The organism is Variovorax sp. P1_H2, assembly GCF_056405295.1.
The window spans coordinates 1-17,458 of sequence record NZ_JBFUCJ010000095.1 but is presented as its reverse complement, the minus strand read 5'-3'; the positions used below and the strand labels follow the sequence as shown (position 1 = coordinate 17,458).

The 17,458-nt window shown below is 70.2% G+C and carries 13 protein-coding genes; 7 read left to right on the top strand and 6 right to left on the bottom strand.

Annotated elements, in window-relative coordinates; genetic code table 11:
• Nucleotides 1-7: 7 nt before the first annotated feature.
• The gene (locus AC1D2E_RS26075) at nt 8-916 is read right to left on the bottom strand and encodes a transporter substrate-binding domain-containing protein (protein ID WP_478200092.1); all 909 of its coding nucleotides are present in this window, start codon (nt 914-916) and stop codon (nt 8-10) included.
• A 57-nt stretch (nt 917-973) separates the two neighbouring features.
• A complete protein-coding gene (locus AC1D2E_RS26070) occupies nt 974-2,320 on the bottom strand; it encodes an aspartate aminotransferase family protein (protein WP_478200091.1) in 1,347 nt (448 codons plus the stop codon).
• 124 nt (nt 2,321-2,444) lie between these two features.
• Between AC1D2E_RS26070 and AC1D2E_RS26065 the strand changes: the two genes are divergently transcribed.
• The gene (locus AC1D2E_RS26065; RefSeq protein WP_478200090.1) at nt 2,445-3,311 is read left to right on the top strand and encodes a MurR/RpiR family transcriptional regulator; all 867 of its coding nucleotides are present in this window, start codon (nt 2,445-2,447) and stop codon (nt 3,309-3,311) included.
• Nucleotide 3,312: 1 nt separating this feature from the next.
• Here AC1D2E_RS26065 and AC1D2E_RS26060 read toward each other — a convergent pair whose 3' ends face one another.
• From AC1D2E_RS26060 to AC1D2E_RS26045, 4 genes are all read right to left on the bottom strand, one after another.
• Nucleotides 3,313-4,761 (bottom strand): efflux transporter outer membrane subunit, encoded by a 1,449-nt coding sequence (locus tag AC1D2E_RS26060; protein WP_478200089.1) that lies wholly within the window; start codon nt 4,759-4,761, stop codon nt 3,313-3,315.
• Nucleotides 4,758-8,048 carry an efflux RND transporter permease subunit gene (locus AC1D2E_RS26055; RefSeq protein ID WP_478200088.1) on the bottom strand — a complete coding sequence of 1,097 codons (3,291 nt, stop codon included), beginning with the start codon at nt 8,046-8,048 and terminating at the stop codon, nt 4,758-4,760. Before AC1D2E_RS26055 ends, AC1D2E_RS26060 begins: the two co-directional genes overlap by 4 nt.
• A 283-nt stretch (nt 8,049-8,331) precedes the next feature.
• A complete protein-coding gene (locus AC1D2E_RS26050) occupies nt 8,332-11,445 on the bottom strand; it encodes an efflux RND transporter permease subunit (protein WP_478200087.1) in 3,114 nt (1,037 codons plus the stop codon).
• Between the two features lie 9 nt (nt 11,446-11,454).
• Nucleotides 11,455-12,750: an efflux RND transporter periplasmic adaptor subunit gene (locus AC1D2E_RS26045; RefSeq protein WP_478200086.1), complete on the bottom strand. Its 1,296-nt coding sequence runs from the start codon at nt 12,748-12,750 to the stop codon at nt 11,455-11,457.
• Between the two features lie 216 nt (nt 12,751-12,966).
• Here AC1D2E_RS26045 and AC1D2E_RS26040 point away from each other — a divergent pair, with 216 nt between their 5' ends.
• Genes AC1D2E_RS26040 through AC1D2E_RS26015 form a run of 6 tightly spaced genes read left to right on the top strand, consistent with a single transcriptional unit; the run spans nt 12,967 to nt 17,188 of the window.
• The gene (locus AC1D2E_RS26040; RefSeq protein WP_478176121.1) at nt 12,967-13,380 is read left to right on the top strand and encodes a DUF2306 domain-containing protein; all 414 of its coding nucleotides are present in this window, start codon (nt 12,967-12,969) and stop codon (nt 13,378-13,380) included.
• A 43-nt stretch (nt 13,381-13,423) separates the two neighbouring features.
• A complete protein-coding gene (locus tag AC1D2E_RS26035) occupies nt 13,424-13,945 on the top strand; it encodes a DUF6622 family protein (RefSeq protein ID WP_478200085.1) in 522 nt (173 codons plus the stop codon).
• A 34-nt stretch (nt 13,946-13,979) separates the two neighbouring features.
• The gene (locus AC1D2E_RS26030; RefSeq protein ID WP_478200084.1) at nt 13,980-14,270 is read left to right on the top strand and encodes a 2TM domain-containing protein; all 291 of its coding nucleotides are present in this window, start codon (nt 13,980-13,982) and stop codon (nt 14,268-14,270) included.
• Nucleotides 14,267-15,304: an alpha/beta hydrolase family protein gene (locus AC1D2E_RS26025; RefSeq protein WP_478200083.1), complete on the top strand. Its 1,038-nt coding sequence runs from the start codon at nt 14,267-14,269 to the stop codon at nt 15,302-15,304. Before AC1D2E_RS26030 ends, AC1D2E_RS26025 begins: the two co-directional genes overlap by 4 nt.
• On the top strand, nt 15,301-16,359 hold the full coding sequence (locus AC1D2E_RS26020; RefSeq protein WP_478200082.1) for a sensor histidine kinase: 1,059 nt from the start codon (nt 15,301-15,303) through the stop codon (nt 16,357-16,359). Before AC1D2E_RS26025 ends, AC1D2E_RS26020 begins: the two co-directional genes overlap by 4 nt.
• A 4-nt stretch (nt 16,360-16,363) precedes the next feature.
• Entirely contained in the window at nt 16,364-17,188 is an 825-nt protein-coding gene (locus AC1D2E_RS26015; protein WP_478200081.1) for a LytR/AlgR family response regulator transcription factor, read from the top strand.
• Nucleotides 17,189-17,458 lie beyond the last annotated feature (270 nt).

The following is a 17,458-nucleotide window of genomic DNA, read 5'->3' as shown; positions in this document are numbered from 1 at the left end:
GCCGTGCTCAGATCCCCTTCGACGAAGGGTTCACGAAAGCGTCCCGGGTCTCGGCATTGAGCGGATAGTTGATGTTGATGTTCTTGGGCGGGATGGGGGCCATGAACCAGCGGTAGTAGAGCTTCTCCATCTCGCCCGATTTCATCATGCCGCCGACCACGCGGTCCACCAGCGCCTTGAACTCGGGGTCGTCCTTGCGCAGCATCAGCGACTGGTTCTCGGTGCGCAGGCTTTCGCCGGTGATCAGGAAGTCCTTCGGGTTGCGCGCATTGGCGATCTGTCCCGCCAGCAGGATGTCGTCCAGCACGAAGGCCTGGGCGCGGCCGTTCTCGACCAGCAGGAAGGACTCGGTGTGGTCCTTCGCCGCCACATTGACCACCTCGAGGTTCTTGCCCTTGTCGGCCTCGCGCAGCAGCCGGAACGAGGTGGTGCCGGTGGTCGTGACCACGGTCTTGCCCTGCAGGTCGGCGACGCTCCGGATGCCCGAATCGGCCTTGACCAGCATGCGCACGTTGTAGCGGAAGATGTCCGGCGAGAACGCCACCTGCTTCTGCCGCTCGACCAGGTTGGTGGTGGAGCCGCATTCGATGTCGACCGTGCCGTTGGTCACCAGCGGAATGCGGTTGGCGGAGGTCACGGCCTGGTAGCGGACCTCGATGGCCGGCATCCGGAGTTCGGTCTTGAGGGCCTCGACGATCCGGTTGCAGATGTCGATGCTGTAGCCGATCGGCTTCAGGTTGCCGTCGAGGTAGGAAAAGCCGAAGGACGATTCACGGTAGCCGAAGGTGATGGCGCCGCTGGCCTTGACCTTGGCCAGCGTGCCGCCCTCCTGGGCCTGGGCGGAGCTGAGCGGAACCAGCGCGCAGCCCGCGATCAGGGCGGCGCAGGCAAGGGTGGACAGACGAGCGAAGGCCATGGAGCAACTCCTCGAAGCGGGTTGAAGAACGAAAACAGGGGAGCTTCGGTCGGCGCTTCAGCGCGCCTGTGGTGCATCGACCGCGCGCGTGACGGTGTCGATCGCGGCGGCCAGCCGGATCGCGATTTCCTGCAGGTCCTGCCGTGTGGCGATGAAGGGCGGCGCCAGCAGCACGTGGTCGCCCTGCCGGCCATCGACCGTGCCACCGAAGGGATAGCACAGCAGGCCCCGCGCCATCGCCTCCCTCTTGATCCAGGCATGCAGCTGGAGCCCGGGCGCGAACGGCGTCTTGGCGCTCCGTTCGGCCACCAGCTCGATACCCCAGAAGAAGCCGCGGCCGCGGATGTCGCCCACGTGCGGATGGTTGCCGAGCGCCGCGCGCAGCATGGCGCCGAAAGCCTCGCCGTCGTCGCGTACCTTGGCCAGCAGGCCGTCGCGGCGGATCACCCGCTGCACCGCGAGCGCGGCCGCACAGGCCACCGGATGGCCGAGGTAGGTATGGCCGTGCTGGAAGAAGCCGCTGCCCTGCGACATCGCCTCGACGATCCGGCGCTGCGCGAGCACCGCGCCGATCGGCTGGTAGCCGCCGCCGAGCCCCTTGGCGACCGTGACCAGGTCGGGCACCACGCCCTCCTGCTCGCAGGCGTAGAGCGTGCCGCAGCGGCCCATGCCGCACATCACCTCGTCGAGGATCAACAGCACGCCATGGCGGTCGCAGACCTCTCGCACCGCCTTGAAATAGCCCGGCACCGGCGTCAGCACGCCGGCCGTGGCGCCGCCGACGGTCTCGGCCACGAAGGCGATCACGCGGCCGGCGCCTTGCGCCAGGATCGCCGCCTCGAGCTCGGCCGCGAGCCGCAGGCCGTACCGCGCGGCGCTCTCGCCCTCGCGCTGTTCGCGATAGGGATAGCACGGAGCAATGTGGGTGGCCGGCACCAGGATCGGCGCGAAAGGCTCGCGCCGCCAGGCGTTGCCGCCGACCGCCAGCGCGCCCAGCGTGTTGCCGTGGTAGCTCTGGCGGCGGGCGATGAAGTGGGTGCGCTGCGGCTGCCCGATCTCGACGAAGTACTGCCGCGCCATCTTGAGCGCCGACTCGACGGCCTCGGAGCCCCCGCTCACCAGGTAGACATGGCTCATGCCTTCGGGTGCGCTTCCGGCGAGCTCGTCCGCGAGCTGCTCGGCGACCTCGCTGGTGAAGAAGCTGGTGTGGGCGTAGGCCAGTTGGTCGATCTGCGCATGCATGGCCGCGATCACGTCCGGATGCCCGTGCCCCAGCGACGAGACCGCGGCACCGCCCGAGGCGTCGAGGTAGTCGCGGCCGGCGGCATCGCGGATCGTCATGCCGCTGGCGGAAACGGCAACCGGCGGCGTGTGGCGGAGATGGCGGTGGAAGACGTGCGTCATGGCGTTCTGTGACTGGAACCAATGTACCGACTGAATTATTGTTTGGAACATTTGTTCCGTCAAGCGATTCTGGAACACATCTGTTCGATCCGGTACATTCGTTCCAAACCAAGAGAGGAAACCCATGGGCGTCAAGGACGATCTCCGCCAGCGCTTTGCCGGCCTGAGCCCTGCGCTGCAGCAGGTCGCGAAGTACGTGCTCGACCATCCGAACGACGTGGTCACGCATTCGATGCGCACCGTCGGCACGCGGGCCGGCGGCACCCCGGCCACGCTGGTTCGCTTCGCGCAGCACCTGGGCTATGCGGGCTGGCCGCAGTTCAAGGAGGCGGTGGCGTCGGACATGRGGCTCGGGCCCGAGGCCTACGGCGAGCGGGCCCGCACGCTGGTCGGCCGGGCGACCGACCGCGGCCTGGTCGAGGAGATGTTCGAGGTGCAGCGCCACAACCTCGAGGCCACGCAGCGCCAGAGCGCCGCCACGCTGCAGAAGGCCTGTGCCCTGCTCGAGAAGGCGAATACCGTGCACGCGGCGGGCTTCAGGGCCTGCTTCCCGATCGCCTTCTCGTTCGTCTACGTGTACCGGATGTTCCGCAGCAGCGTGCAGCTGATCGACGGCCAGGGCGGCTCGCTCGAGATGCAGCAGCGGGCGATGGCCAAGGGGGATGCGCTGGTCGTCGCCAGCTTCGCGCCCTACTCGCGCGAAGCGCTGCAAGTGGCCGAAGCCGCCAAGGCCGCCGGCTGCAAGCTGCTGGCGCTGACCGACAGTGCGGCCTCTCCGCTGTCGCTGCTGGCGGACGAGACGCTGCTGTTCGCGATCCAGAGCCCCTCTTTCTTTCCTTCGGTCGCCGCCGGCACGGCACTGGCCGAAGCCTTGCTCGAGCTGCTGGCCAGCCGCGCCGGCAAGCCGGTGGTGAAGCGCATCGACCAGGCCGAGACGCAGCTGTTCGAGTCGGGGGCCTACCTGCAGGCGCCGCGCCTTCGCGGCGTGTGACTCAGGGGCTGGCCGCCGCTACCGCCTTCGGCGACGGCTCCAGCCACTCGGCATGCCAGCCGCCGCCCAGCGACTGGATCAACGTCACCGCCGCGAGCTGGCGATTGGCCTGCACCTGCAGCAGGGTCCGCCGCGAATTGAGCGCGGACACCTGCGCCACCACCACGCTGGTGTAGTCGATGGTGCCGGCGCGATAGCGGTTCAGGAACTGCTGTTCGGTGCGGTCGGCGGCGGCCGAGCTCTGGCGGCGCAGCACCTCCTGCTGCGCCAGGCTGGTGCCGGCGGTGAGCTGGTCCTCGACGCTCTGGAAGGCCGCCAGCACCGTCTGGCGATAGCGCGCCACCGAGGCTTCGTGCCCGGCCTTGGCGGCATCGACGCTGGCGCCGATCGCGCCGGCGTCGAACACCACCTGCGCCACCGACAGGCCGAGCGACCACAGCGTGTTCGAGGCATTGAACAGGTCGCCCAGGCGGGACGCGCTGGTGCTGATGCCGCCGCTCAGGCTGAAGTTCGGGTAGTAGGCCGAGCGCGCGATGCCGATCTGCGCATTGGCCGCCGCCACCTGCCGCTCGGCCGATGCGATGTCGGGCCGGCGCTCCAGCAGTGTCGAGGGCAACTCGGCCGGCACACCGGGCACCGCCATCTTCCACTCGGCCACGGGCAGGCTGAAGTCGGCCGGCGCCACGCCGACCAGCACCGCGATCGCATGCTCGAGCGCATCGCGGTTGCGCTTGAGCGCGGCGCGCTCGGCCTGGGTATTGGCGTACAGCGTCTCGGCCTGCAGCACGTCGCTCTGGGCCGCGATGCTGGCCGCATAGCGGTTGCGCGTGATCTGCAGGCTGCGCTCGTAGCCTTCCAGCGTGTCGTCGAGGATGCGCAACTCGGCGTCGGCCTCGCGCAGCGAGAAGTAGTTGGTGGCCAGTTCGCCGACCGCCGACAGGCGGGCCCCTGCGAGGTCGGCTTCGCTGGCCTGGGCCGTGGCCTGCGCGCTGTCGACCGCCTGGCGCAGGCGGCCCCAGACGTCCGGTGCCCAGTCGACGCCCAGCGCGGCCGCGGAAGCGGTGGCGGCCGAGATGTCGCGGCCGCCGGTTCGGCGCGCGCTGGCGTCGAGCGTGACCTGCGGGAACAGGGCCGCGCGCTGGCCGCGCACCAGCGCCTGGGCCTGCGCGTAGTTGGCGACCGCGGCGGCGATGTTCTGGTTCGAGACCTGCACGCGTGAGGCCAGGTCGTCCAGCGTGGCGTCGCCGAAGAGCTTCCACCATTCGCCGCGGTCGAAGGCATCGGCCGGTGCCGCGGGTTGCCAGCCGGCTTCCGCAGGGGCCGACTTCCAGGCCGCCGGCGCGGCCACCGGCGGCCGCTCGTAAGCCGGGCCGACGGCACAGCCGGCCAGCAGTGCCGCCAGGGCCAGTGCCACGGGAAGGCGGAGGAAAGGACGTTTAGCTGCAATCATGGATTYGATGCGATCTCGGGCGCGCCGGTCAGGGAGGATCCGGCGCCGCGGCTCAGGAATTTTTCGTTGGCGGGTCGGCGGCGCAGCTTGTCGAGCAGCACGTAGACGACCGGCGTGGTCAGCAAGGTCAGCAGCTGGCTGGCGATCAGCCCGCCGATGATGGCGACGCCCAGCGGCTGGCGCAGCTCCGAGCCGAGGCCGAAGCCGATCGCCAGCGGCAGCGCACCGAGCGCGGCGGCCAGCGTCGTCATCAGGATCGGGCGGAAGCGCAGCAGGCAGGCCTCGCGCACCGCCTCGACGGCGCTGAGCCCGCGCGAGCGTTCGGCCTCGAGCGCAAAGTCGATGATCAGGATCGCGTTCTTCTTGACGATGCCGATCAGCAGGAAGACGCCGATCAACGCGATGATCGAGAACTCCATCCGAAACAGCAGCAATGCCAGCACCGCGCCGACGCCGGCCGAGGGCAGCGTGGTCAGCACCGTGATCGGATGCACCAGGCTCTCGTAGAGCACGCCCAGCACGATGTAGATCACGATCAACGCCGCGACGATCAGGAACCACTGCTGCCCCTGCGACTGCTGCGCCGCCAGCGCCGTGCCCTGGAAGCTGCCGCGCACGTTGATCGGCATCGCGATGTCGGCCTCGGCCTGGGCCACGATGCGCTTGGCGTCCGACAGGCTGACGCCGTCGGCCAGGCTGAACGAGACCGTGCTCGCGAGCTCGGTGTCCTGGTGGTCGATCGAGGTCGGCACCGCCCGCTCGCTGAGCTTGGCGAAGGCCGAGAGCGGCACCATGCGCGTGGTGTCGGTGGCGATCTGCTGGCCGGTGGAGGCGGTGCGCAGGGCCGGATTGGCCGACACCGTGGTCGAGGTGCCGGTGTTGGCGTCGGTCGTGTTCTCGACCGAACTGGTCGTCGACTGGCCACTGGCGTCGGTGGTCGTCTTCAACGTCGAGGGCACGTACAGGTCCTTCAGGACGATCGGCGAGCGCTGGAAGCGCGGCGCCCATTCCATCACCACCGAGTACTGGTTGAGCTCRTCGTAGATGGTCGCCACCGCGCGCTGGCCGTAGGCGTTGTAGAGCGCGTTGTCGACCGCGGCCGAGGTCACGCCGAGCCGCGCGGCGGCCTCGCGGTCGACGTCGACGAAGGTCTCGACGCCGTTGTCGGCATCGTCGCTGTCGACGTCGGTCAGCGCGGTCTCGTCGCGCAGCCGGTTGGCCAGCTTGGTCGACCAGGCGCGCAGATCGGCCAGGTTGTCGCTCTTGAGCGTGTACTGGTAGCTCGAGTTGCTCGAGCGTCCGCCCATGCGCAGGTCCTGAACCGGGCTCAGGAACACGCGCAGGCCGGTCAGCTGGTTGAGCTGGGGCCGCAGGCGGTCGATCACGGCCTGCGTCTTCTCGCTGCGCTGCGCCACCGGCTTGAGGTTGACGAACATGAAACCGCCGCCCGAGCGGCCGCCGCCCGAGAAGCCGACCACGGTGTCGACCGCCGGGTCCTTGCGGATGATGTCCACCGCCTGGCGCAGCTTGTCGGCGATCGCGCCCGAGGAGATGCTCTGGTCGGCGCGCAGCCCGGCGTTGAGCTGGCCGTTGTCCTGCTGCGGGAAGTAGCCCTTGGGGATCGCGTTGAAGAGATAGACGTTGAGCCCGATCACGGCCAGCAGCACCGCGATCACCACGCCCTTGCTGGCCAGCGCCCAGTCGAGGCTGTGGGCGTAGGTGCGCAGCGTGCCGTTCCAGGCCCGCTCGGCCAGCCGGCCGAAGCCGGCGCGCAGGCGCCCGGGCGGCTTGCGATCGCCCTCCTCGGCCTCGCTGCGCAACAACATCGCGCACAGCATCGGCGTGGTGGTGAGCGAGATCACCAGCGAGATCAGCACCGAGGCCGACAGCGTGACCGCGAACTCGCGGAACAGCCGCCCGACCTGCCCGCCCATGAACAGCAGCGGGATGAACACCGCCACCAGCGACAGGCTGATCGACAGCACCGTGAAGCCGACCTCGCGGGCGCCGCGCAGCGCCGCCTCGATGCGGTTCATGCCGGCCTCGACGTGGCGCGTGGTGTTCTCGAGCACCACGATCGCATCGTCGACCACGAAGCCGGTGGCGACGGTGAGCGCCATCAGGCTCAGGTTGTTGAGGCTGTAGCCCAGCAGGTACATGACGCCGAAGGTGCCGAGCAGCGAGACGACGGTGGCGACGGCGGGCACGATGGTGGCGCGCGCCTTGCGCAGGAACAGGCCGACCACCAGCACCACCAGCGCCACCGAGATCATCAAGGTGGCCTCGATCTCGCGCAGCGAGGCACGGATGGAGTTGGTGCGGTCGGAGGCGACCTGGACATCGATGTCCTGCGGCAATTGCGCGCTCAGCTCGGGCAGCAGGTCGCGCACGCCGTCGACGGTCTCGATGATGTTGGCGCCGGGCGACTGCGTCACCAGCACGATCACCGCCGGCTCGCCGTTGAAGAGGCCCAGGGTGCGCGTGTTCTCGACGCTGTCGATCACGCGCGCGACGTCGCCCAGACGCACTGCGGCATTGTTGCGCCAGGCGATCACCATGTCGCGGTACTCGGCGGCATGGCGGCCCGGTGCCGGCGTGTAGATCTGGAGCCGGCGGTCGGCGCTCTCGATGGCGCCCTTGGGCCGGTTGGCGTTGTTGGCCTGAATTGCGGCCCGCACGTCCTCGGTGCTGATGCCGAAGCGGTTGAGCGCGAAGGGCTCGAGCTCGACCCGCACCGCGGGCAGCGAGCCGCCGCCGATCTCGACCTCGCCGACGCCTTCGACCTGCGACAGGCGCTGGCTCACGATGTTGGACACTGCCTCGTAGATCTGGCCCGGCGTGCGGGTCTTGGAGGTCAGCGCGAGGATCACGACCGGCGCCGCGGTCGGGTTGCGCTTGCGGTAGGTCGGGTTGCTGCGCAAGGTGGCCGGCAGGTCGGCGCGGGCGGCGTTGATCGCGGCCTGCACCTCGCGCGCGGCGCTGTCGATGTTGCGGCTCAGGTCGAACTGCAGCGTGACCCGGGCCGAGCCGTTGGAGCTGGTCGAGGTCAGCTCGTTGACGCCGGGGATGATGCCGAGCCGCCGCTCCAGCGGCGTGGCGACACTCGAGGCCATGGTGCTGGGGCTGGCGCCGGCCAGGCTGGCCTGCACCGAGATCGTCGGGTAGTCCACCTGCGGCAGCGGCGACACCGGCAGCACGAAGAAGGCGACGATGCCGGCCAGCGCGATGCCGATGGTCAGCAGCATCGTGGCGATCGGGCGCTCGACGAAGGGCTTGGAGAGGTTCATGGGGCCTCCCGTTGCTGCCATGCATCGCGGTAGTGATGGGGGCGGCGGCGGGCGGCATGCGGTGCGGGACGGGCGATCCCCTCTGCGCCGCTGAGGAGCGCAGCTTCAGGCGGAAAAAGGGCCGCGCGTGTTTGAGCCGAGGGCGAGTTTCGCGCGGACCCCGCCTGGAGCGAGCACCGCAAGGCAGCCCGAAGGGCCGGCGCAGTGGGGTCGTTCGGCCCGTACCGCGTGCCGGGCGCCCTTCCAGCGACAAGGACAACGACAGGGAAGACGACAGAACAACTCATGCCGCAACCCTCTGCCCGAACCGCCGCCCCAGCCGATCGAAGGCCAGGTAGATGACCGGCGTCGTGAACAAGGTCAGCACCTGGCTCACCACCAGTCCACCAAAAATCGCCAGCCCCAGCGGCCGCCGCAGCTCGGCGCCCTCGCCCCAGCCCAGCATCAGCGGCAGCGCTGCGAACAACGCCGCCAGCGTGGTCATGAGGATCGGCCGGAAGCGCAGCAGCGCCGCCTGGTGGATCGCCTCCAGCGGCCCCTTGCCCTGGTTGCGCTCGGCGTCGATCGCGAAGTCGATCATCATGATCGCGTTCTTCTTCACGATGCCGATCAAGAGGATGATGCCGATGATGCCGATCACCCCGAGATCGTTGCCGGTCATCATCAGCGCCAGCAACGCACCGACACCGGCCGAAGGCAGGGTCGACAGGATGGTCAGCGGATGGATGTAGCTCTCGTACAGTACGCCCAGCACGATGTAGACGCAGACCACCGCGGCCAGGATCAGCCACAGCTGGTTGGTCAGCGACTTCTCGTAGGCGCCGGCGGCACCGAGGAAGGTCATGCTCACGCTCGGCGGCAGCGCGATGTCCTTCGCCGCGGCGCGGATCGCCGCCACCGACTTGCCGAGCGACACGCCCGGCGGCGTGTCGAAGCCGACGGTCGCGCCCGGGTACTGCGCCACGCGCGTGACCTGCAACGGTGCGAACTGCTCGCGCACCGTGGCCAGCGCGGACAACGGCGTCGCCGTGCCGGCGCCGGTGCGCAGCTGCAGCGTGCCCAGGCCCTCCGGCGAGGACAGCGCCTCGCGCTGGGCCTCGAGGATCACGCGGTACTGGTTGGTCTCGGTGAAGATGGTCGACACGATGCGCTGGCCGAAGGCGCTGTAGAGCGCATCGTCGACCGAGCTCGCCGTCACCGACAGCCGCGACGCCGTGTTGCGGTCGATGTCGACATAGGCCGACAGGCCCTTGGCGCCGGCGTCGGTGGTCGGATTGCGCACCTGCGGCACGCTGCGCAGGCGCTCGACCAGCTTCAGCGCCCATTCGTTCACCGTCGTCGTGTCGGCGCCTTCGAGCGAGACGCGGAACTCGGTCGGGCCGGTCTCGGCATCGATGGTCAGGTCCTGCGTCGGCTGCAGGTAGAGCGACACGCCGGCCACGCCGTCGCGCACCCGCTCGCGCAGCCGCTGCATCACCACGGCCTGGTCGCCGTGGCCGCCGCGCAGGTTGATCAGCATGCTGCCGGTGTTGAGCGCCATGTTGTTGGCCGCGTCGACGCCGACCACCGAGCTCAGGCTCTGCACGTCCGGGTCGGCCAGCACGATGTTGGCGGCGGACTGCTGCAGCTCGGCCATCCGCACATAGGACACTTCCTGGGCGGCCTGCACGCGGGCCTTGAGCTGGCCGGTGTCCTGGGTCGGGAACAGGCCCTTGGGAATCCACGCGTAGAGCGCCACCGTGAGCGCCAGCGTCAGCAGCGCCACCACCAGTGTCAGCGGCTGGTGGCGGAACACCCACTGCAGCCAGATGTCGTAGCGCGCGATCACGCGGTCGAAGAAGCGCTGCACCGCGGCCCCGAAGCGCCCGCCTTCCTCGGCCTGCGGCTTGAGCCAGCGCGCCGACATCATCGGCACCAGCGTCAGCGAGACCACGGCCGAAATCAGGATCGTGATCGCCAGCGTCACCGCGAACTCGCGGAACAGGCGCCCGACCACGTCGCCCATGAACAGCAGCGGGATCAGCACCGCGACCAGCGACACCGTCAGCGAGATGATGGTGAAGCCGATCTGGGTCGCGCCCTTCAGCGCGGCCTGGAACGGCGGCTCGCCCTCTTCGAGGTAGCGCGCGATGTTCTCGATCATCACGATCGCGTCGTCGACCACGAAGCCGGTCGCGATGGTCAGCGCCATCAGGCTCAGGTTGTTGAGGCTGTAGCCCAGCAGGTACATCAGCCCGCAGGTGCCGATCAGCGAGATCGGCACCGCGACGCTGGCGATCACCGTGGCGCGCACGCTGTGCAGGAAGAAGAAGATCACCAGCACCACCATCACCACCGCCAGCGCGAGCTCCAGCTGCACGTGGCGCACCGAGGCGCGGATGCCGGTGGTGCGGTCGCTCAGCACCTCGACCTTCAGCGCGCCCGGCAGCGAGGCCTCGAGTTCGGGCAGCAGCTTCTTGATGCCGTCGACCGTTCCGATCACGTTGGCGCCGGGCTGGCGCTGCACGTTGAGGATGATGGCCGGATAAAGCGTGCCGTCGGGCTCGTCCTGCCGTGCGCTCGAATGGGCGCCGGCCCAGGCGCCGAGCTGGGTGTTCTCTGCGCCGTCGATGACGCGCGCGACGTCGCTCATGCGCACCGGCGCGCCGTTCTTCCAGGCGACGATCAGGTTCTTGTAGTCGGCCGCCGTGACGAGCTGGTCGTTGGCGTTGATGGTGTAGGCCCGCTTCGGGCCGTCGAAGCCGCCCTTGGCGCTGTTGGCGTTGGCCGCCGCGATCGCGGTGCGCAGCGTGTCCAGGCCGATGCCGACCGCGGCCAGCGCGTTGGTGTTGGCCTGGATCCGAACCGCCGGGCGCTGGCCGCCCGAAAGCGACACCAGCCCGACGCCGCCGACCTGGCTGATCTTCTGCGCCAGCCGCGTATTGACGAGGTTCTGCACCTCGGTCAGCGGCATGGTCTCGGAGCTCACGGCCAGGGTCAGGATCGGCGCATCGGCCGGGTTGACCTTGGCGTACACCGGCGGCGCCGGCAGGTCGGCCGGCAGCAGCGAGCCGCCGGCGTTGATCGCCGCCTGCACCTGCTGCTCGGCGACGTCCAGCGTCTGGTCGAGCGCGAACTGCAGCGTGACGATCGAGACACCGGTGGCGCTGGTCGAGCTCATGCGGTCCAGTCCCGCCATCTGGCCGAACTGGCGCTCCAGCGGGGCGGTCACGGTGCGGCTCATGACCTCGGGGCTGGCGCCCGGATAGAGCGTCTGCACCTGGATCGTCGGATAGTCGACCTGCGGCAGCGCCGCCAGCGGCAGGAAGCGGAAGCCGACCAGGCCCGCGAGCACGATCGCAAGCATCAGCAGCGCGGTCGCGACGGGCCGCTCGATGAAGGGACGCGAGGGACTCACCACGCCCCCTTACTGCGGGGCAGGCCGCTGCCTGCGGCCCTCGCCACCCGGCCCGCCGGGCGTGCGCGGCCCGCGCGGGCCGGAGGCGCCGGGGCGCGGCGCCGTCGCCGGGTTGTCGCCCTGCAGGACCACCCGGGCGCCGTCCTTCAGGCGGTCGCCGCCTTCGGTGACCACGTCCTCGCCGGCTTTCAGGCCTTCGGTGATCGCCACCACGTCGACCGTGGCCTCGCCGCGCTTCACCGGGCGCACCGACACCGTCCGGTCTTCATTCACCACGTAGACGAAACTGCCGTTGGGCCCGATGCGCACCGCGGTCACCGGCACCACGATCGCATCGATGGTGCGCAGCACCATCTGAACGTTGACGAACTGGTTCGGAAACAGCGGCGTGCCGGTGTTGGCGAAGCGCGCCTTGGCCCGCACCGTGCCCGTGCTGGTGTCGACCACGTTGTCGAGGGTCGAAAAAGTACCGGTGTCGAGCACCGCACTGCGCACCCGGTCCAGCGCCTTGACCGGCAGCGCTTCGCCCTTCGCGAGCTGGGCCTGGATGTCGGGCACCCGATCCTGCGGCACCGCGAACTGGACGTCGATCGGGTTCATTTGCGTGATGACCGCGATGCCGGTGGTCGCGTTGGCCGTCACCGTGTTGCCCGGATCGACCGTGCGCAGCCCGATGCGCCCGGCCACCGGCGCCGTGACGCGGGTGTAGTCCAGGTTGAGCTTGGCGGCGGCCTCGGCCGCGCGGTCGGTGGTCACGGTGCCTTCGAGCTGCTTGACCAGCGCGGCCTGGGTGTCGACGTCCTGGCGCGCGATCGAGTCCTGGCCCAGCAGCGTGCGGTAGCGCGACAGGGTGACGCGGGCGGCCTCGAGCTGCGCCTCGTCGCGCACCCGGTTGCCCTGGGCCTGCATCAGCGCCTGCTCGTAGGGGCGCGGGTCGATGCGGGCCAGCAGCTGGCCCTTGCCGACGGTCTGGCCCTCGGTATAGAGCACCTCGGTGAGCACGCCGCCGACCTGTGGCCTCAGCGTGATGGTCGCCAGCGGCGTCACCGTGCCGAGCGCGTCGATCATGATCGGCATGTCCATGCGCCTGGCGGCCGCATGGCCGACCGTGGAGCTGGCGCCACCGAAGTTCGGCCGGCCGCCGGCCGGTTCGCCCGAGCGCTTGATCAGGTACCAGGCCCCGCCGCCCAGCGCCAGCACCACCGCGAACGCCACCAGGCTGCCGACCCAGCGCCGCCGTCGGGAGGGTTCGGGACGGGTCGCGGGAAGGTGTTCGGGGGCGGACTCGGGAAGGGGGGACGACATCGGTGAAAGGGCGTGAATACGGCAGCCCGTAGTGGAGCGCCGAATCGTAGCGCCCAGCCCCCACGAACCGTAAAGCCTCGGTAAAGCCGGTGTTGACGCCCCGCGTCCGGCGATCACCGAATGCAACTCGCGCCGCCCAGGCGCAGTTCGTCGCATGGCCGTGGCGGACGCCGCGGACGCTCGGCACAGTCCGCCCATCCCCTTCAGGAGCCCACCATGCAGATGTCCCCGGTCATCGCCATCCACCTCGCCGCCGCCGCTTCCGCCCTGGTCCTCGGGCCGGTGGTGCTCTGGGCCCGCCAGAGCCGGACCCAGCGGCCGCGCCTGCACCGTGCGCTGGGCTACGCCTGGGTCACGCTGATCGTGATGGCGGCGCTTTCGGCGCTGTTCATCCGCGACTTCAAGCTGCCCAACATCGGCGGCTACACGCTGGTGCACCTGCTGGTGCCGGCCACCTTCCTCGGTCTCTCGCGCGCCTTCTGGAAGCTCGCCCAGGGCGACATCCGCGGCCACCGGATCGCGATGCAGGCGACCTACATCAGCGCCTGCATCGTGGCCGGCGCCTTCACGCTGCTGCCCCATCGCTATCTCGGCCAGCTGGTCTGGAGCCAGTGGCTGGGCCTTGCCTGACCCCTTGCGCACACCCGTTCTTCCAACCTTCAAGGAGCCTTCCATGCTGACCCAGATCTTCCTGCACACCCCGAAGTGGGTTTACATCCTGTTTGCCACCTTGCTGTGGCTCGGCGCCAGGCAGTTGCTGGCCCACAGCATGAGCCTGGGCCGGGCGACGGTGATGCCGATCGTGATGACCGGCCTGTCGATCTATGGCGTGGCCTCGGCCTTCGGCGCTTCGAGCTTGAGCCTGCTGGGCTGGGCCGCGGCGGCCGGGGTGGCGCTGACCCTGGTGCTGCAGCGCGGATTGCCGGCCGGCACGCGCTACGACGAGGCGACACGACGCTTCCACGTCGCGGGCAGCGCCGTGCCGCTGCTGCTCATGATGGGCATCTTCTTCACCAAGTACGGGGTCGGCGCCACCCTGGCGATGCATCCGGAGGTCCGCCACGACGCCGCCTTCGCGCTGGCCATCGCGCTGCTGTACGGCGTCTTCAGCGGCGTCTTCGCCGGCCGCGCGCTGCGGCTCTGGAAGCTGGCGATCCGCGAGGATCGCCTGGCGGCCGGCGCCACCGGCGCCTGAACCCGGCCCTGTCTGCACAATCCAGGAGACTTCCATGCCCACCGAATCATCACGCATCGAACGGCTCGCACTGCGGCGCGCCAAGGCCAAGCTGGGCTGGTTCACCCATGCGGCCATCTATGCCATCGTCAACCTCGGCCTGATCGGCCTGTCGGCGGCGAACGGCCGCGCCTGGGCCATCTACCCGCTGCTGGGCTGGGGCGTCGGCCTGCTGGCCCATGGCGCCGCGGTCTGGCTGCTGCCGCCGGGCGGCGCGCTGCTGGAGCGCATGGCCGAGCGCGWACGCGCCCGGCTGGCCGGCGGCGCCAAGGGAGACCCGTGGTGAAGGCCGGCCTGCGACAGCTGCTGGCGCTGGCCCTGATCGGCCTGCTGGGCCACGCCGCATCCGCGGCCACCGGCGTCGCGCTGCTGCCGGCGCCGCCGGACACCGGCCCGGTCACGGTGTTCTACCCGACCGCCGCCACGCCCGCCCGCTTCAGCCGCGGCCCCTTTTCCTTCGAGCTGGCCGCCGACGCCGCCCCGCTGCGCGGCAACGGCCGCCTCGTGGTCATGTCGCACGGCTCCGGCGGCTCGCCCTGGCCGCAGGCCGACCTGGCAATCGCGCTGGTGGACGCCGGTTTCACCGTCGCCATGCCGGAACACGCCGGCGACAACTACCGCGACATGCGCGATGTCGGCCCGGCGACATGGCGCCACCGGCCGAAAGAGGTGTCGCAAGCGATCGACGCGATGGCCGCCGACGCGCGCTTCGCGCCTCTGCTCGACTTCAAGCATGTCGGCGTCTACGGGATGTCTGCCGGCGGCCTCACGGCGCTGACCCTGGCCGGCGCGCGCTGGTCGCCGGCCCTGCTGGACGACCATTGCCAGGCGCACCTGGCCCAGGATTTCCCGGCCTGCGTGGGACTGGCGAGCGCGCTCACGGGCAGCCTGTTCGACGGCTTGCGCCTGGCGGTCGCTCGCCGCGCGATCCATTGGAAACTGGGCAGCCAGACCACGCTCGAAACCTGGACCGATCCGAGGATCACGGCCGCGGTGGCGGCCGTGCCCATGGCCGCGCCCGTCGACATGGCCTCGCTCGCGACACCGCGGATTCCGCTCGGACTGGTGCGCGCGGGCCGGGACGACTGGCTCGCTCCGCAATGGCACATCGACGCGGTGCGCGCCGCCTGCGGCGCCGGCTGCGTGCTGGTCGCCGACATGCCGGCCGCGGGCCACGGCTCGATCCTGTCGCCCCAGCCGCCCGAGCTGCCGCCCCGCGCGGCCCGGCTCTTGAACGACCCGCCGGGCTTCGACCGGGCCAGCCTGCCCGCCGTCTACGGCGCCATCGCCCGCTTCTTCGTCCAGAATCTGGCGCCATGAAGATCCATTGGTCCAGCGCGGGCCGGCATTACCTGCAAGTCATCGCCTTCTGCTGCGTGGTGGCGGTGCTGACCACGGCGATCTGGCCGAACAAGACCTACCTGATGCAGGTCGGCTATGCCTTGTCCGTGGGCACCATCACCTGGGCCGTCATCGAGTTCGGGCGCTACCTCGTCGACCCGCGCCACTGTCACGGCGACGGCAGCGGCGGCCATGGCTGGCCGAAGGGCTGGCGTGGCCTGCTGCTGACCGCCATCGGCATCGGCTGCGGCTTCCTGGTCGGCGACCGCGTGGGCGATTTCCTGTTCAATTACCGCAATGTCTCGACGCCACGCGACAACACCATCAGCCTGGTCATCACCATCGTCGCCGGCGCCGCCGCGAGCTTCTACTTCCACGCCCGCGGCAAGGCGGCCGCACTCACGGCCAAGATCGTCACCGCCGAACGCGACGCCGGCGAAGCCAGGCTCAAGCTGCTCGAGACCCAGCTCGAGCCGCACATGCTGTTCAACACGCTGGCCAACCTGCGCGCATTGATCACGCTCGACCCGCCGCGCGCGGTCGAGATGCTCGACCATCTCAACAACTACTTGCGCGTCACCCTCGCCGGCTCGCGCGCCACCTCGCATCCGCTGGCCTCCGAATTCGATCGACTGGGCGACTACCTCGAGCTCATGTCGGTGCGCATGGGGCCGCGCCTGCGCTACACGCTCGACCTGCCCGAGGCCTTGCGCGACCTGCCCGTCCCGCCGCTGCTGCTGCAGCCCCTGGTCGAGAACAGCATTCGGCACGGCCTCGAATCGAAAGTCGAGGGCGGCGAGATCAGCGTCCGTGCGCGGCGCGAGAACCGCCCCGAAGACGGCCAGCCGCAGATCCGCATCGAAGTCTGCGACACCGGCGTCGGTCTGAAGGCCGCGCCTGCAGACGATGGCGGCGGCTTCGGCGTGACCCAGGTGCGCGAACGCCTGGTCGCGGTCTATGGCGCGCACGGCAGCTTGACACTGAAAACCACGGCCGCCGGCGGGACCCTCGCGACGGTCGTATTCCCCACCTGAACACATGAAAGCCACCGCACTCATCGCCGAAGACGAACCCCTGCTGGCCCGGGCGCTGCAGGCCGAACTGGCCGCCGCGTGGCCGGAGCTCGATGTCGTCGCCACGGTCGGCGACGGCGCCAGCGCCGTGCAGGAGGCATTGCGGCTGCTGCCGCAGGTGCTGTTCCTCGACATCCGGATGCCGGGCCTCGACGGCCTGGGCGCCGCGGCCGAACTGGCCGACAGCTGGCCGGCCGACGAGGCGCCGATGCCGCAGCTGGTCTTCGTCACCGCCTACGACGAATACGCGGCACGCGCCTTCGAGGCGCAGGCGATCGACTACGTGCTGAAGCCGGTCCAGCCCGAACGGCTGCGCCGGACCGCCGCGCGGCTCAGGCAGGCGCTGGCTGCCCGGGCGCCCGCCGAAGCGATCGCGCCCGCCGCGCTGGAGCAGACGCTGGCGCAATGGCGCCGGCTGCTGGCCAGCGCAGGATCATCGGGCCCGGGCGCCGCCGGCGCGCCGCTCAGGTTCATCAACGCCAGCGAGGCTGGCGGATCCACGGTGCGCATGGTGCCGATCGACGAAGTGCTTTACTTCGAAGCCGCCGACAAATACGTCCGCGTGCTGACTGCCACGCACGAGTACCTGATCCGCACGCCCCTCAAGCAATTGCTGCCGCAGCTCGACGCCGAGGTGTTCTGGCAGGTGCATCGCGCGGTGGTCGTGCGCAGCAGCGCGATCGAGGCGGTGCACCGCGACGAAACCGGCCGGCAACAGCTGAGCCTGCGCGGGCGCGGCGACAGGATTCCGGTCAGCCGGCTCTATGCCCACCTGTTCCGGGCCATGTGAAAGTAGAGCCCCCACGCTCCCCCACTGCGTGTGGGTCGCTGCCCCCCAGGGGGGCCGCAGGCCGCCTTGGGGCGGCCCGGCGCCGGCCTGACTGAGCCCCCACGCTCCCCCACTRCGTGTGGGTCGCTGCCCCCCAGGGGGGCCGCAGGTCGCCTGGGGGCGGCCCGGCGCCGGCCTGACTGAGCCCCCACGCTCCCCCACTGCGTGTGGGTCGCTGCCCCCCAGGGGGGCCGCAGGCCGCCTTGGGGCGGCCCGGCGCCGGCCTGGGCC

Bases quoted from the DNA above. Each gene is read 5' to 3' on its own strand.
- AC1D2E_RS26075 (WP_478200092.1), bottom strand. From the start codon at position 916: ATGGCCTTCGCTCGTCTGTCCACCCTTGCCTGCGCCGCCCTGATCGCG.
- AC1D2E_RS26070 (WP_478200091.1), bottom strand. From the start codon at position 2,320: ATGACGCACGTCTTCCACCGCCATCTCCGCCACACGCCGCCGGTTGCC.
- AC1D2E_RS26060 (WP_478200089.1), bottom strand. From the start codon at position 4,761: ATGATTGCAGCTAAACGTCCTTTCCTCCGCCTTCCCGTGGCACTGGCC.
- AC1D2E_RS26045 (WP_478200086.1), bottom strand. From the start codon at position 12,750: ATGTCGTCCCCCCTTCCCGAGTCCGCCCCCGAACACCTTCCCGCGACC.
- AC1D2E_RS26020 (WP_478200082.1), top strand. From the start codon at position 15,301: ATGAAGATCCATTGGTCCAGCGCGGGCCGGCATTACCTGCAAGTCATC.
- AC1D2E_RS26040 (WP_478176121.1), top strand. From the start codon at position 12,967: ATGCAGATGTCCCCGGTCATCGCCATCCACCTCGCCGCCGCCGCTTCC.
- AC1D2E_RS26035 (WP_478200085.1), top strand. From the start codon at position 13,424: ATGCTGACCCAGATCTTCCTGCACACCCCGAAGTGGGTTTACATCCTG.
- AC1D2E_RS26015 (WP_478200081.1), top strand. From the start codon at position 16,364: ATGAAAGCCACCGCACTCATCGCCGAAGACGAACCCCTGCTGGCCCGG.